Here is a 14,192-nt window from a genome sequence, read left to right as displayed (position 1 = left end):
AGGGCACCAGGTCAACCCACGGCCGCGCGGATGTGCGCGACGCACTCCTCGTGCAGCTCGGACCAGGGCACGCCCAGGAGTTCCTCGGAGGTCTGCGCTGGTCGACGGCCTTGGTGCACCACGGCTTTGAAGAAGGGGAGCAGCCGCTCAGTACCGAACCGCTCCATGAAGTACCCCACCGCGAGATACGCGATGCCGTAGGTTCCGTTCACCTCCTCGTCCGAGAACTCCTCGGTGGGGTAGAGGTCGTCGAACCTGCCGTCCCAGTCGCCACGCACCAGCCGCCGGGTTTCGGCGAGCGCCGGGTACTGGGCGATAGGTTGCCCGTTCGCCGCCGCGTACTCGGCCAACCCGTCAACCAGCCACCAGGCCGAATCCTCCCAGTAGCCGTCGTGCATCGTCGCCGCGTGGGTGAACTCGTGCCGGAGCACCTGGTCGAGGTAGGGGCCGTAGTACAGGCTGTCCGGCCCGAGTACCACCTCGTGGTGACCGCCGCCGATGCTTATCGCCGTACCGATCCCCCATTCGGGCTGTTCGCCGCCGTACCAGCTCTGCCATTCCTTCTTGCCGGCATAGAAGACCCGGTACCTGTCCGGCGGCGTGTCGTCCACCGCGTACCGATCGGCCACCCTGGCTGCCGCCTCGGCCTGCAGCAGCAGGATCGGCAGCAGCTCGCGATGCTCCCGTACGGTCGCCACGAGTGTTCGTTTGCCCACCACCACTGTCAACTCGCTGATCTCCCAGGGCACGTTGCCGGGCTGACCGCTGGCCTGGCCGAGCACGTCCGGGAAGGGCTTCGACCTCTCGATCTCCAGCAGCCGCGGCTCCGGACCGTCGCTCCACCTGGTGTCGACGACCATCGGGCTCAGCTGACACGAGGCGGTCACGAAGCAGTAGTTGATCGAGACGCGCATTCGCCACTCGCCCGCCTCGCCCGCGCTTGTGGGCAGGCCGCTCGGGCTGGCCACCCAACGGGCCACCCGCAGCGCTCTGAGCGAGTCGTACCGGCGGCGCAGCTCGGTGCGCGCGGCTGCGGTTTCGGCGATCGCCAAAAACCCGGCCCGGTCCCCGTCGAGCAGGGCGGCCGCCTGACGGTTCAGCTGCGCGCCGATCCGCTCGGCGAGCTGCCGGGCTGCCGCAGTGGTCGGGTTCTCGGTCGGGTTGGCCGACTCGCTCGACGCTCCGTCGGCGCCCTCGCGACCGGACCCGATCACCAGTACCGTCACCGCCGGCAGGCTGCACGCCACAAGCAGCACGACCACAAGCAGCGCGGCCCACAGTCCCCAACGCCGCCGAGGTCGCCCGGGTGCCGGAACCGGCGGCTCAGCAGGCACATCTGAACCTGTCATGCCGGTCACCGCACGGCCTTGCGGATGTACGCGACGCACTCCTTGCGCAGGCTCGCCCAGGACTCCCCGAAGATCTCCTCGGTGGTCTGCGCCGGTAGCCGCAGGTCGTACACCACCGCTTTGAAGAAGGCGAACGCCCGCTCCTCACCGAAGCGGTCGACCAGATGCCGGAAGGCGAGGTACGCGATCCCGTAGTGGCCTGCCACCTGCTCGTCCGGTGCGTCGCCGGCGGGCAGCAGCTTGTCCAGCTTGCCGTCCCAGTCGCCCTTCACCAGCCGTCGGGTGGGCACCAGTCCCTCGTACCGGGCGACCGGCTGACCGTCGGCCCCCGCGTACTCGGCAAGCCCTTCGATAAGCCACCAGGCCGAGTCGTCCCAGTAGTTCTTGTCGGGCAACGAGGCGGCGTGGGCCAGTTCGTGGCGGAGCAACTCGTCAAGCACGGGACCGTAGCCCAGCGTCTCGGGTGCCAGCACCACCTCGTGGTGACCGCCACCGACGTTCACCGCGTACCCGGCACCCCATTCCGGTTGGTCACCGCCGTACCACCGGTCCCACTCTTTCGGTCCGGCGTAGAAAACGCGGTACAGGTCGGGTGGCGTACCTGTCACGGCGTAGGTGTCAGCCACCTTCGCCGCCGCCTCGGCCCGCTTCAACAGCCCCGGCAACCGGTTGCGGTGCGCCGGGGTGCTGGCCACCATGACCCGCTTGCCGACCAGGACCGCCAGCTTGCTGACCTCCCAGGGCAGGACGCCGGGCTGGCCGTTGAAGCGGCCGTTCACATACGCCGACGACTTCGACTTCGGCAAGGTGAGCAGTCGGGGTTCCGCGCCGTCGCGCCACCGGGTCTCGACCACCATCGGGCTCGGTTGGCAGGCCGGTACGACGAAGCAGTACTGGAACTCGATAGGCACCCGCCATTCCCCCGCCCGCCCGGCCGAGGTGGGCAGGCCACTCGGGCGCCCCTGCCAGTGCGTGACCCGCAGGGCCTTGAGCGCGTCGAACCGGCGACGCAGATCAGGACGTACGGTCGGGGACGCGATCGCGGCGAATCCTGACCGGTCGCCGCCGAGCAGCGCGGCGGCCTGCTTGTCGAGCTGCGCGGTGATCCGCTCGGCGACCTGCCGGGCGGCGACGGTGGTCGGGTTCTCCGTCGGCGAGGCGGCGGTCGCCGGCTCGCCGACCTCGACATCGGACACTCGGCCGGTGAGCAGCGCCACCGGAACGCCGGCGCTCAGCGTCAGCACCACCGCGACCACCGCGGCCCACAGTGGCCACCTACGACGCCGGCGCTGAGGAACCGTACCGGCGGCTGGCGTCTCCACCTCCGGAGAACGTGCCGTCTCCGCCGTCGGCTCGTTCGGTGCCGCACCGGTCGGCGCCGGCTGGTCGTCGCCCGCAGGGCCCCCGTGATTCATCGGCGAAGGGTACGGCCTGCGGTGGTGCCGACGAAAGGGTGATCAACCGGCCGCTGTCCCGGTCCGTACGTTCAGGCCGGGCCGGGCTTCCTCGATGCGGGCCAGGACGAGAACGCCACGCCCAGCGCCGCGATCATGCGGTCGAAGGAACTGTCGACCTCGCGGGGCAGCCCGAAGTCACCTGTCGCCTCCAGCGAGACGAAGCCGTGCACCGCCGCCCGGAACATCCGGACGCCGTCCACCGCGGCGTCGCCGTCGATGCCGTACCCCCGCAGGATGGCGTAGACGACGCCTACCGCGCGTTCCCCGGCGGCGAGGTGGGCCGGGTCCGCCGGATCCGGCACCCGCTGGGTGGCCGGGTAGCGGCCGGGATGCCGACGGGCGTACGAGCGGTAGGCGTTGGCGACGGCCCGGAGCGCCTCCTCGCCGCTGCGGCCGGCGGCGGCCGTGGTCATCTCGTCGGCGATCTCGGCGGTGGCCAGGGCGGACAACTGCTGCGCGAGCGCGTCGGCACCCTTGACGTGCTTGTAGAGGCTGGGCAGGGCCACGCCGAGCCGGTTCGCCAGTGCGGCGAGGGTGAGCCGGTCATACCCGACCTCGTCGACGAGCCGGGCCGCCTCGCGTACCACGATCTGCGCGTTGAGCCCGGCTCTAGGCACTCTTGGCCGCCGCCAGGAAGTTGACCAGCTCGCTCGCCGTCGCCTCGGGACGGTCGGCGTGCGGGTAGTGACCGGCCTCGGTGATCATCCTCGCCTCGGCGACCGGAAAGAGCCGCCGGGCAGCCCGGGCCTCAGCGCCCGGGTCGGGGAAGTCGGGGTCCTTCGTGCCCATCAGCACCAGCACCGGCTGGCGCACCTGCGGGGCGCGGGCGCTCCAGTGCGGCTGCACCTGGTGGATCACGCCGCGCAGGGGCGCCATCCGGCCCGGGCGGCGCAGCGCCGCCACCAGTTGCCTGCGGAACTCCGCGTCGTCGGCCGGCCGGTGCACGGGGAAGAGCGTGCGGTGGAACAGGCCGAACAGCCGTGGACTGCGCAGCACCAGGTGCTGGGCCAGCCGCATGAAGGGGTTGAGCTTCGGCTGACCTACGAACGCGCCGACCAGCACGATGCCGTTGACCAGGTCCGGCGCGTCGGTGGCGGCGAAGACCACTGCCGCGCCACTTGACGAGTTACCCACCAGGACCGCCGGACCGCCGCCGAGGTCGCGAACCACCGCGAGCAGGTCGGCACCCACCTCCACCGGGGCGTACGACGGCCAGCCGGTGCTGGAATCGCCGTGCCCGCGTACGTCGATCGAAGCCACCCGGTAGCCCGCCGTCACCAGGAGCGGAATCAGGTGCCGGTACGAGTGGCGGTTCTCCCCCATGCCGTGCGAGAGCACCACGAGCGGCCCCTGCCCGTGCACCTCGTACGCGATCCGGCCACCGGCGCGCTCCACGAAGCTAGTTGTCATAGCCAATAGGCTAATGACATTAGCCAGCTCGGTCAAGGGGATGCCGCGTACCGCCGACCGGGTCGGCGGTACGGGTACGGACTGAGCTACTTCCTGGAGGCGAGCGCGCGGGCGAAGAAGGCCAGGTTGGCGGGACGCTCGGCGAGACGGCGCATCAGATAGCCGTACCAGTCGTCGCCGTAGGGCACGTAGGTGCGCACCGTGTAGCCCTCGCCGACCAGTCGGGCCTGCTCCTCCGGCCGGATGCCGTAGAGCATCTGGAACTCGAAGCGGTCGGGGTCACGGTCGAACCAGCGCGCCCGGTCCTCGCCGATCGCGATCAGGCGCGGGTCGTGGGTGGCGAGCATCGGATAGCCGTCGCCGGACATCAGGATGTTGAGGCACCGGACGTACGACTTGTCGACCTCGCGGGGCGACTGGTAGGCCACCGACTCCGGCTCCCGGTACGCGCCCTTGCACAGCCGAACCCGGGACCCGGCCGACGCCAGCTCGCGGCAGTCGGACTCGGTACGCCGCAGGTACGCCTGGAGCACCGCGCCTGTCGACGGGTGGTCCTTGCGGAGCTTGGCCAGGATGTCCAGGGTCGAGTCGGTGGTGGTGTGGTCCTCCATGTCCAGGGTGACTGTGGTGCCCGCCGCCTCGGCGGCGGCGCAGATCGCCCTGGCGTTGTCGTAGGCGAGTTGTTCGTCGAACGCCTGGCCGAGCGCGGAGAGCTTCACACTCACCTCGGCGGCGGGGGTCAGCTTCGCGTCGGCGAGCATCCGCAGCAGGGTGAGGTACTCGTCCCGGGTGGCGTTGGCCTGTTCACCGGTGACGGTGTCCTCACCGAGATTGTCGAGGGTGACCGCGAGACCGTCGTCGACGAGTTCGCGGGTCGCGCGCAACGCGTCGTCGGTCTTGGCGCCGGCGACGAACCGGCGGACGACGTCCCGGGAGAACGGGGCCGTCGCGACGAGCCGCTCGACCCGGGTTGACCGGGAGGCGGCGAGGATGACGGAACGGAGCATGAGCCGAGCGTAACGCCCACCCGACCGCCAGGTACGTTCCCCGTCGTCCCGGGCCCGGGGCGGACGGGATGGCGTTCATCGGTTACAACCATGTCGTGGAACAACGCCCCCGCCGCCGACTCCGGTCGGCCTCCGTGCAGCTAGGCGCGCTCACCGCGCTGGCGCTCGCCCTCTCCGGCTGCAACATGACCTCCGACGACGACGATGACGACTGCGCCCTCGGCCCCACCGGTGGCGGTGAGACGGTGGCCATGGCCATGCGGGTGCCGGCACCCGCGGCCGAGAGCAGCGGCGGCCGGGTCGCGCCTGACCCGGCCGGCGCGGCCGTGCCCGAACGCGGCGGCTTCGGCACCCACCTCGCCTCCTGCGGCGGCTGATCGTGCGCCGCGAGTCGACCACACCGCGCCCCGACTGGGACGCCACCATCCGCGAACAGGGCCTGGTCTACGTCGACACGGACCTGCCCGACGGTGGGGTGATGTCGTACTGGGACGAGACCGCGACGTACGCCTTCGAGCTGGACGAGGTGCTGCGCCTGGAGGAGGCGACCGAGGAACTGCACCGGATGTCGCTGGCCGCGGCCGAGCACGTGGTGAAGCGCAACAGGTACGCCGAGTTCGGCATCCCGGACTGGGCCGCCGAGGCGGTCGCCCGTTCGTTGCGGGAGGCGCCACCAACCCTCTACGGCCGCTTCGATCTCTGGTACGACGGCAGCTGGCCACCGAAGATGCTGGAGTACAACGCCGACACACCTACCGCACTCGTCGAGGCGAGCATCATCCAGTGGTACTGGTTGGAGCACACCCGGCCGGAGCTGGACCAGTGGAACAGCCTGCACGAGCGACTCGTCGGCGCCTGGGCGAAGATCGGCGCCGGGCTGCACCACCGGCGGGTGCACGTGGTCTGGTCGAACGAGGAGGAGACCGGCGAGGACCACATGACCGCCGGCTACCTGGCCGAAACCGCCCGCCAGGCGGGGCTGGATGTCGACCTGCTGCCGATCCAGGAGCTCGGCTGGGACGGCCGGCGCTTCGTCGACGCCGCCGACCGCCCGGTCACCACCTGCTTCAAGCTCTACCCGTGGGAGTGGATGCTCGCCGAGCCGTACGGTCCGTTGGCGGTGCGCCCGGGCACCCCGACCACCTGGATCGAGCCGGCCTGGAAGCTGCTGCTGTCCAACAAGGCGCTGCTGGCCGTCCTGTGGGAGCTGTACCCGGGGCACGAGCTGCTGCTACCGGCGTACCTGGACACACCGCGCGGGATGTCCGAGTATGTCGCCAAGCCGCTGCTCGGTCGGGAGGGTGCCGCGGTGCGGATCGTCACCCCGGGCGGGGAGGTCAGCAATCCGGGCGACTACGGTGACGAGGGCTTCTGCTACCAGGAGTTCCGGGCGTTGCCCGAGTTCGCCGGTAACCGCATGGTGCTCGGCAGCTGGATCGTCGACGGCGAGTCGGCGGGTGCCGGGCTGCGGGAGAGCGCCAGTCTGATCACCGACGGCTACGCCCGGTTCCTGCCGCACTACATCGACGCGCCACGCCCGGGATGAGTCGTCTACGGTTGGGGCGTGGACTTCGACGCGTACGCCCGGACCGGGGTTGACCTCGTCAACGCGCGACTGGACGACCTCGACGATCTGCGCGCCCTCTTCTGCGACGACCAGGAGTGGATGCGCGAGGAGGTCGCGGAGCGGGATCTGCCAACCTTCCGGCGCGCCCAGAAGCGGCTGCGTGACGTCTTCGCGTACGGCACCTCGGGGCGGGACGCCCAGGCCGTGAGCGAGCTGAACTCGCTGCTGGAGACGTTCCCGGTGCAGCCGCGCATCTCGGGGCACGACTCCAGCGACTGGCACATGCACGTGACGAGCCGGGGCGCCTCGGTCAGCTCGGAGTACCTCGCCGGCGCGGTGTGGGGCCTGTCGGTCTGGCTGTGCGAGTACGGCAGCGCCCGGTTCGGTGTCTGCGCCGACGACCGCTGCGGCAACGTGTACCTGGACACCTCGTCCAACTGCTGCCGGCGGTTCTGCTCGGAGCGCTGCGCCACCCGCTCGCACGTGGCCGCCCATCGGGCCCGCAAGCGGGCCGCCGTGCCCAGCCAGCCGGACCCGCTGACACCGGTTTCCTGACCCGCTCCGATCGGGGTGGAGCGGCGACGGTCAGGCGTCGACCGGGGACGGCGTGTTCAGGTGCTGACGGGCGAAGGCCAGCGCCTCGCGTAGATCCGCCTCGCGAACCTGTCGGCTCGTCGCGCCCCGGGTGGTCACCTCGACCGCTACCGAGCCGGTGAAACCCCGCCCGGCCAGCGAGCGCAGCAACTCGGCGCAGGGCTGGTTGCCGCGGCCGGGCACCAGGTGCTCGTCGCGTCCCTCACCGGTGCCGTCGCCGAGATGCACGTGCGCCAGGCCCTCGCCCATCCGGTCGGCCATCGCCAGGGCGTCGGTGTGCGAGGCCGCGCAGTGCGACAGGTCGAGCGTGTACGAGGCGTAACCGGCCTCGGTGGGATCCCAGCCGGGGACGTACGGAACGAACTGACGGCCGGCCATCCGCACCGGATACATGTTCTCCACCGCGAACCGCAGGCCCCCGAACTCACCGGCCACCCGGTCGAGCCCTTCGGCGAAGCCTCGCGCGTACTCCCGCTGCCAGGTGAACGGCGGGTGCACCACGACCGTCGGCGCTTCCAGGGTCTCGGCCAGCGCCGCCGCCCGGCGCAGCCGCTCCCACGGATCAGGGCTCCACACCCGCTGCGTCACCAGCAGACAGGGAGCGTGCACGGAGAGTACCGGCACTCCGTAATGGTCGGACAGGCCCCGCAGCGCGCCCCCGTCCTGGCTGACCGCATCGGTCCACACCATCACCTCAAGGCCGTCGTAGCCGTGCGTCGCGGCCAGCTGAAACGCCGCCGCGGTCCGCTCAGGGAAGACCGAGGAACTGGACAGGAGCACCGGCACGCGGGAAGTCACACCACCGAGGGTAGCCGCCGTGCGTCGCGACACCATGACGAGAGCAGGTAAACCGGACAGCGAGGACGACGGGGATCACACAGGTGCCAGTCGATCCAGCCGGCTGAGGATCACGCCCTCCCGCAGGGCCCACGGACAGACATCGAGGGAGTCGACCCCGAGTCGACGCATCACCGACTCGGCGACCACGGCACCGGCCAGCAGTTGATGGGCGCGTCCCGCACTTACCCCCTCCAACTCGACAAGCTGTGCGGGCGGGATGTGCCGGATGAAGCCGAGCACCTGCCGCAGCCCGGAACGGGTGAGTCGGCGTCGGGCCCAGAGCCCGGCCCCGCTGGGTGCCGCGCCGGCGAGCCGGGCCAGCGTACGGAAGGTCTTCGAGGTCGCCACCGGCCGTTCCCAACCCACCTCGGTCATCCGCTCCACCACCGGATCAAGGTGGGCGTCGACGTACTGCCGCAGCTCCTCCACCGTCTCCGGGGTGGGCGGTGCGGTGCTCTCCGGATCGACGCCGAGCCGGTCCCGGGTCAGCCGGCCGGCTCCCAGCGGCAGCGACACCGCGATGTCCGGATCCTCGTCGATACCCGCCGCGATCTCCAGCGAGCCGCCCCCGATGTCCAGCACCAACAGCCGCCCGGCGGACCATCCGAACCACCGTCGGACGGCCAGGAACGTCATCCGCGCCTCGTCGGCGCCGGAGAGCACCTCCAGCCGTACGCCTGTGGAGTCCCGCACCCGGGCGAGCACGTCGGCCGCGTTCGTGGCGTCGCGCACCGCGGAGGTGGCGAACGCAATCAGCTCGTCCACCTCCAGTTCGGTGGCCGCCACACGCGCCGCGTCCACCGCCGTGACCAGGGCGTCCGCGCCGACCTCGCGGAGCGCACCGTCCGGGCCGATCTGCTCGGCGAGGCGCAGCACCGCCTTCTCCGAGTGGGCCGGCCACGGGTGTGCGCCACGGTGGGCGTCGACCACCAGTAGGTGCACAGTGTTCGAACCGACGTCGAGGACACCCAGTCGCATGGGAGAACCCTAGGCCCACCCGGTTCTCGCCACTCGGCGACCTGCCCGTCGCACCACGCGTACGCTGGCCGGGTGACAGGGTCTATCGAACTCCGTGTGCTGGTGGACGACCCGGCCGACCCGCGCAGCCGGGAGGTGCCGCTGGACTTCCCCCGGGAGTGGATCGAGTTTGTCGACCCGGCGGACGAACGGCACCAGATCCGGGCCGACCTCACCTGGTTGCTGTCCCGCTGGACCTGCATCTTCGGCCGGGGCTGCCACGGCATCATCGCCGGCCGGTCGGCCGACGGCTGCTGCTCGCACGGCGCGTTCTTCACCGACTCGGACGACGAGTCGCGGGTCCGTGCCGCGGTGAAGCGGCTGACGCCGCAGACCTGGCAGCACTACCGGCGCGGGTTCAAGAACTGGACCGAGAACGACACAGTCGACGGCAAGACACCGGCCCGGCGCACCGCCACCCAGGGCGCTGACGGCCCCTGTGTCTTTCTCAACGACGCGGACTTCCCGGGCGGCGGCGGCTGCGCGCTGCACGCCCAGGCGTTGCGCGACGGGGCGCATCCGCTTGAGTACAAGCCGGACGTGTGCTGGCAACTGCCGGTCCGCCGAGACCAGGAGTGGGTGAAGCGGCCGGACAACACGAAGGTGCTGGTGTCCACGCTCGCCGAGTTCGACAGACGCGGCTGGGGTGCCGGTGGACACGACCTCGACTGGTGGTGCACCTCCTCGACCGACGCGCACGTCGGGGCGGACCCGATGTACCTGTCGTACGCCCCGGAGCTGACCGCGCTGATCGGCGAGGCCGCGTACGCCAAACTGGCCGAGCTGTGCGCGGCGCGGACCCGGCAGGGCCTCGTCGCCCCCCACCCCGCCGACGGCGTCTGACGCCCAGCCCTCCCCGGTCAACCCGGCAGCGCCGCGCAAGCCCTGACACCGGGTGACCATCCGCCGCCCGACCAACTCACCCCTCGCGTGCCTTTGCTCTGCTTACCTATACGCACAGGTAGCTCTCTGTGGTCGGCGAAACGGCCTTCAGGCGCGAGAGCGGCTGCGTATCTCCTGGTGGGCGAGTTGTGCGTATGTGTAAGCAGAGCAAAGGAGCCGAGTAGAACAATTGCCGGCCGAGTGCGGCGTTACCCAACGCAACCACGTCGAGCAGCAACAGAACGTGACCGGCGACCGGTCAGGCGACGGTGTGGTCCGGGTCGGCTCAGGGCTCGAACTTGTAGCCGAGACCGCGCACCGTGACGATGTGGCGCGGAGTGGAGGGCTCCGGCTCGATCTTGGAACGCAGCCGCTTGACGTGCACGTCAAGCGTCTTCGTGTCGCCCACGTAGTCGGCGCCCCAGACCCGGTCGATCAACTGGCCCCGGGTGAGCACCCGACCCGCGTTGCGCAGCAGCAGCTCAAGCAGCTCGAACTCCTTGAGCGGCAACTGCACGGTGCCCCCGTCAACTGTCACCACATGCCGCTCGATGTCCATCCGGACCGGCCCGGCGGCAAGGGTCGGCACGCCCGACTCGGGTGCCTCCGGGCTCTGCCGGCGCAGCACCGCGCGAATCCGGGCGACCAGTTCGCGGGGAGAGTACGGCTTGGTCACGTAGTCGTCGGCGCCGATCTCCAGGCCGACCACCTTGTCGATCTCACTGTCCCGTGCGGTGACCATGATGATCGGCACGGGCGAGCGCTGGCGCAGCTGCCGGCAGACCTCGGTACCGGACATCTCCGGCAGCATCAGGTCGAGCAGGACGATGTCGGCGCCGGTCCGGTCGAACTCGGTGAGAGCCGACGTCCCCGTGGCGGCCACGGAAACCTCGAACCCCTCCTTACGGAGCATGTACGACAGGGCGTCTGAGAACGACTCCTCGTCCTCGACCACCAGAACTCGACTCAACGGGCGTTTCCTTTCCATCGGTCGGACCGGGTCGGAGCCCGGCCTGATCCACGTGCGGTCAGACCTGCCGGAGCTCAGCCGCGCCGGCCTCGATCCCAGCAGGCGGCAGTGTCGCCAGCAGGTCGTCCGGCGGGCGGGCGGGCAGCCGGAGGGTGAACGTCGACCCACCACCAAGAGTGCTCGCAACATCCACCCGGCCGCCATGGTTGCTCGCGATGTGCTTGACGATCGCCAGCCCCAGGCCGGTGCCGCCGGTCGCGCGGGAGCGCGCCTGGTCGGCCCGGTAGAACCGTTCGAAGATGCGGTCGACGTCGGTGGGCGCGATGCCGATGCCCTGGTCGGTGACAGCGATCTCCACCTGCTCCTCGGTGGCCCGGGCGGCGATGCGTACCGTCGTGTCCTCGCCGGAGTAGTTGAGTGCGTTCTCCACCAGATTCGCCACCGCGGTCGCGATCTGGTTGTCGCTGCCGTACACGGTCAGTCCCCGCTCGGCCTCGACCGCCACCTCGATCCGACGGGCGGCGGCGGCGGTCCGCGTGCGATCGATCACCTCGGAGATCACCCAGTCCACCGCGACCGGTTCGGGTGCCGGCTGCGGTTCAGCGCCCTGGAGCCGGGTCAGCTCCAGCAACTCCTGCACCAGCCGCCCCAACCGGGTCGACTCGTGCTGGATGCGCTCGGCGAACCGCCGGGCGGCGACCAGGTCCTCGGAGAGATCCGGGCGCCCCTCGTCGGCCGGCTCGGTGGCGTCCACCAGTGCCTCGGCGAGCAACTGCAACGCGCCTATCGGGGTCTTCAGCTCATGGCTGACGTTCGCCACGAAGTCACGCCGGACCCGGGCCAGCCGGTGCGACTCGGTCACGTCGGCCGCTTCCACAGCGATGTAGCCGTTGCCCAGGCCCATCGCCCGTAGGTGCACACCGAGCGGGTTCTCTCCGGCGTTGTCGCGGCCTCGGGGCAGGTCCAGCTCGATCTCGCGCCGCACGCCGGTACGCCGCACCTGACCCGCCAGGGTACGGATCAACGGATGCGCCATGATCGAACCGGGCCGACCACCGGTCCGCAACAGCCCCATCGCCCGCGCCGCCGGATTGACAAGTACCGGCACATCTTCTGCGTCGAGCACCACGACCCCCGCGCGCAGCGAGTCGATCGCGCGGCGGCCGAGCCCGACCTGCACTTCGTCGACGATCGCGAGCCTCCCCTTACCGAACCGGGACAACCACAGGCCGGCGGCCACCCCGACCACCAGGGCCGCAGCCACACCCACCGTCACCGCCCACGTCACTCGGCGATCGTAGGGTCATTGTTAACCCGGCTATCGCCCAGAACAGGACGAAGCACTCTCGCTTCCGGGAAAGTTCACCCGCGCGTCCGGCGTAGTTCATCAGCGTTCACCTCCGGTCCGCCCGGGAGCCCTAGTTTGGCGGCGTACCTGCGCAAAGCCCTGCCGGCGAGATCGCCGGCACCGACGGACAGGACGTGAGAATGCGCGACGAGTTCCGAGCTGAACTTCAGGCCGTCAGCCAACTGCTTGTCGAGATGGCCGAGGGAGTTCGGGCGGCGTTGCGGCAGGCGACCCGGGCCCTGCTGACCGCCGATCACCGGGCGGCGGAGTCGGTGATCGAGCGGGACGCGGAGATCGACGGGCTCTACCGTCAGGTCGAGGAGCGGGTCTGCGACCTGCTGGCCCGTCAGGCCCCTGTCGCCTCCGACCTGCGCGCCATGATCACGGCGTTGCACGTGGCGGCCGATCTGGAGCGGATGGGTGACCTGGCCGACCACGTCGCCAAGACGGCGTTGCGCCGGCACCCGTCGCCGGCCGTACCGGCCGAGCTGCGTCCGGTCTTCACCGACATGGCGACCATCGCCGACCGGATGGCCGAGAAGATCGCCTCGGTGCTGGCCCACCCCGACGCCGATCTCGCCGCCGAGCTGGACGGCGACGACGACGCCATGGACGAGTTGCACAAGGGGCTGTTCGGGGTGCTGCTCGGCGCGGACTGGCCGTACGGCGTGGAGACCGCGATCGACGCCACCCTGCTCGGCCGCTTCTACGAGCGCTTCGCCGACCACGCGGTCAACAGTGCCGAGCACGTGGTCTACCTGATCACCGGCGAACCCGTCACCCCTGCCTGAGCACGACGAGGGCCCCGGCCGACGCCGGGGCCCTCGTGCGGCGTCGCGGTCGGTCAGCGCCCCTGGTTGGCCACCGCGGCGGCGGCGGCCTTGGCGGCCTCCGGGTCGAGGTAGGTGCCGCCCAGCGTCTGGGGCCGCAGCAGCGGGTCCAGGTCGTAGCGCAGTGGGATCCCGGTCGGGATGTTGAGCTTCGCGATGGCCTCGTCGCTGATCTGGTCCAGGTGCTTGACCAGCGCCCGCAGCGAGTTGCCGTGCGCGGCCACCAGCACGGTGCGGCCAGCCAGGATGTCCGGCACGATCGAGTCGTACCAGTACGGCAACATCCGCTCGACGACGTCCTTGAGGCACTCCGTACGCGGCATCAGCTCGGTCGGCAGCAGCGCGTAACGCGGATCACCCACCTGCGACCACTCGTCGTCGTCAGCGATCGGTGGCGGCGGGGTGTCGTACGACCGGCGCCAAAGCATGAACTGCTCCTCGCCGTACTCCTCAAGGGTCTGCTTCTTGTTCTTGCCCTGTAGCGCGCCGTAGTGGCGCTCGTTGAGCCGCCACGACCGGCGCACCGCGATCCAGTGGCGGTCGGCGGCGTTCAACGCCAACTCGGCGGTCCGGATGGCGCGGCGCATCACGCTTGTGTGCACCACGTCCGGCAGCAGGCCGTGTTCGCGCAGCAGCTCGCCGCCGCGGCGCGCCTCGCTCTCCCCCTTCGTGGTCAGGTCGACGTCGACCCAACCGGTGAAGAGGTTCTTGGCGTTCCAGTCGCTCTCGCCGTGCCGAAGCAGGACCAGCGTCCCGACGGTGGGCCCCTCGCTAGCTGTCATGCCGATCATCCTGCCGCAACCCCGAACGGCCCGCGCGGGAAGGGTGGTGACGACCACCACGTGGAAATACGGGTGACCTTGATTCCGGCACGCCATTAGGTTGGTAAGGATCCAAAAGATAATCAGGCATTACGGAAAC

Annotated in this window: 15 protein-coding genes; 5 read left to right on the top strand and 10 right to left on the bottom strand. The window is 70.5% G+C overall.

The window, feature by feature from the left end; translation table 11 throughout:
* Positions 1-11: 11 nt before the first annotated feature.
* From Van01_RS03885 to Van01_RS03865, 5 genes are all read right to left on the bottom strand, one after another.
* Positions 12-1,349 (bottom strand): hypothetical protein, encoded by a 1,338-nt coding sequence (locus tag Van01_RS03885; protein WP_203999971.1) that lies wholly within the window; start codon positions 1,347-1,349, stop codon positions 12-14.
* A gap of 5 nt (positions 1,350-1,354) precedes the next feature.
* Complete coding sequence (locus tag Van01_RS03880; RefSeq protein WP_239098835.1) at positions 1,355-2,764, bottom strand: gluzincin family metallopeptidase; 1,410 nt, start codon at positions 2,762-2,764, stop codon at positions 1,355-1,357.
* A gap of 71 nt (positions 2,765-2,835) precedes the next feature.
* Complete coding sequence (locus tag Van01_RS03875; RefSeq protein WP_203999968.1) at positions 2,836-3,423, bottom strand: TetR/AcrR family transcriptional regulator; 588 nt, start codon at positions 3,421-3,423, stop codon at positions 2,836-2,838.
* Positions 3,416-4,216 (bottom strand): alpha/beta fold hydrolase, encoded by an 801-nt coding sequence (locus tag Van01_RS03870; protein WP_203999965.1) that lies wholly within the window; start codon positions 4,214-4,216, stop codon positions 3,416-3,418. The genes Van01_RS03875 and Van01_RS03870 overlap by 8 nt, the downstream gene beginning before the upstream one ends.
* An 86-nt stretch (positions 4,217-4,302) precedes the next feature.
* On the bottom strand, positions 4,303-5,223 hold the full coding sequence (locus Van01_RS03865) for a proline dehydrogenase family protein (RefSeq protein ID WP_203999962.1): 921 nt from the start codon (positions 5,221-5,223) through the stop codon (positions 4,303-4,305).
* Positions 5,224-5,291: 68 nt separating this feature from the next.
* Between Van01_RS03865 and Van01_RS03860 the strand changes: the two genes are divergently transcribed.
* From Van01_RS03860 to Van01_RS03850, 3 genes are read left to right on the top strand one after another with little or no spacing between them, the layout of a single operon-like run.
* A complete protein-coding gene (locus Van01_RS03860; protein WP_239098834.1) occupies positions 5,292-5,600 on the top strand; it encodes a hypothetical protein in 309 nt (102 codons plus the stop codon).
* Between the two features lie 2 nt (positions 5,601-5,602).
* Positions 5,603-6,769, top strand: coding sequence for a glutathionylspermidine synthase family protein (locus tag Van01_RS03855; protein WP_203999959.1), 1,167 nt, complete (start codon positions 5,603-5,605; stop codon positions 6,767-6,769).
* Positions 6,770-6,787: 18 nt separating this feature from the next.
* A complete protein-coding gene (locus tag Van01_RS03850) occupies positions 6,788-7,345 on the top strand; it encodes a CGNR zinc finger domain-containing protein (protein ID WP_099849377.1) in 558 nt (185 codons plus the stop codon).
* A gap of 30 nt (positions 7,346-7,375) precedes the next feature.
* Here Van01_RS03850 and Van01_RS03845 read toward each other — a convergent pair whose 3' ends face one another.
* Both Van01_RS03845 and Van01_RS03840 read right to left on the bottom strand, forming a co-directional pair.
* The gene (locus tag Van01_RS03845; RefSeq protein ID WP_203999956.1) at positions 7,376-8,182 is read right to left on the bottom strand and encodes a sugar phosphate isomerase/epimerase family protein; all 807 of its coding nucleotides are present in this window, start codon (positions 8,180-8,182) and stop codon (positions 7,376-7,378) included.
* A gap of 75 nt (positions 8,183-8,257) precedes the next feature.
* The gene (locus Van01_RS03840; RefSeq protein ID WP_203999953.1) at positions 8,258-9,202 is read right to left on the bottom strand and encodes a Ppx/GppA phosphatase family protein; all 945 of its coding nucleotides are present in this window, start codon (positions 9,200-9,202) and stop codon (positions 8,258-8,260) included.
* A gap of 72 nt (positions 9,203-9,274) precedes the next feature.
* Here Van01_RS03840 and Van01_RS03835 point away from each other — a divergent pair, with 72 nt between their 5' ends.
* Positions 9,275-10,084 (top strand): DUF3109 family protein, encoded by an 810-nt coding sequence (locus Van01_RS03835; protein WP_203999950.1) that lies wholly within the window; start codon positions 9,275-9,277, stop codon positions 10,082-10,084.
* Between the two features lie 325 nt (positions 10,085-10,409).
* Here the strand turns inward: Van01_RS03835 and Van01_RS03830 are convergent, their stop codons facing one another.
* Positions 10,410-11,093 carry a response regulator gene (locus Van01_RS03830; RefSeq protein WP_099852850.1) on the bottom strand — a complete coding sequence of 228 codons (684 nt, stop codon included), beginning with the start codon at positions 11,091-11,093 and terminating at the stop codon, positions 10,410-10,412.
* A 58-nt stretch (positions 11,094-11,151) separates the two neighbouring features.
* Positions 11,152-12,381 carry an ATP-binding protein gene (locus Van01_RS03825; RefSeq protein ID WP_203999946.1) on the bottom strand — a complete coding sequence of 410 codons (1,230 nt, stop codon included), beginning with the start codon at positions 12,379-12,381 and terminating at the stop codon, positions 11,152-11,154.
* A 200-nt stretch (positions 12,382-12,581) separates the two neighbouring features.
* Between Van01_RS03825 and phoU the strand changes: the two genes are divergently transcribed.
* Positions 12,582-13,232 (top strand): phosphate signaling complex protein PhoU, encoded by a 651-nt coding sequence (gene phoU / locus Van01_RS03820; protein WP_203999930.1) that lies wholly within the window; start codon positions 12,582-12,584, stop codon positions 13,230-13,232.
* 53 nt (positions 13,233-13,285) lie between these two features.
* Here phoU and Van01_RS03815 read toward each other — a convergent pair whose 3' ends face one another.
* The gene (locus Van01_RS03815; RefSeq protein WP_203999927.1) at positions 13,286-14,053 is read right to left on the bottom strand and encodes a phosphoglyceromutase; all 768 of its coding nucleotides are present in this window, start codon (positions 14,051-14,053) and stop codon (positions 13,286-13,288) included.
* Between the last annotated feature and the right edge of the window lie 139 nt (positions 14,054-14,192).

It is taken from the genome of Micromonospora andamanensis, assembly GCF_016863495.1.
GTDB lineage: Bacteria > Actinomycetota > Actinomycetes > Mycobacteriales > Micromonosporaceae > Micromonospora > Micromonospora andamanensis.
Note: the sequence above shows the minus strand (reverse complement) of the source record. Positions and strands in the feature narration are given on the sequence as shown.

Coding starts and splice junctions, on each gene's coding strand:
- Van01_RS03885 (WP_203999971.1), bottom strand. CDS start 1,349: ATGACAGGTTCAGATGTGCCTGCTGAGCCGCCGGTTCCGGCACCCGGG.
- Van01_RS03880 (WP_239098835.1), bottom strand. CDS start 2,764: ATGAATCACGGGGGCCCTGCGGGCGACGACCAGCCGGCGCCGACCGGT.
- Van01_RS03870 (WP_203999965.1), bottom strand. CDS start 4,216: ATGACAACTAGCTTCGTGGAGCGCGCCGGTGGCCGGATCGCGTACGAG.
- Van01_RS03865 (WP_203999962.1), bottom strand. CDS start 5,223: ATGCTCCGTTCCGTCATCCTCGCCGCCTCCCGGTCAACCCGGGTCGAG.
- Van01_RS03860 (WP_239098834.1), top strand. CDS start 5,292: ATGGCGTTCATCGGTTACAACCATGTCGTGGAACAACGCCCCCGCCGC.
- Van01_RS03840 (WP_203999953.1), bottom strand. CDS start 9,202: ATGCGACTGGGTGTCCTCGACGTCGGTTCGAACACTGTGCACCTACTG.
- phoU (WP_203999930.1), top strand. CDS start 12,582: ATGCGCGACGAGTTCCGAGCTGAACTTCAGGCCGTCAGCCAACTGCTT.
- Van01_RS03815 (WP_203999927.1), bottom strand. CDS start 14,053: ATGACAGCTAGCGAGGGGCCCACCGTCGGGACGCTGGTCCTGCTTCGG.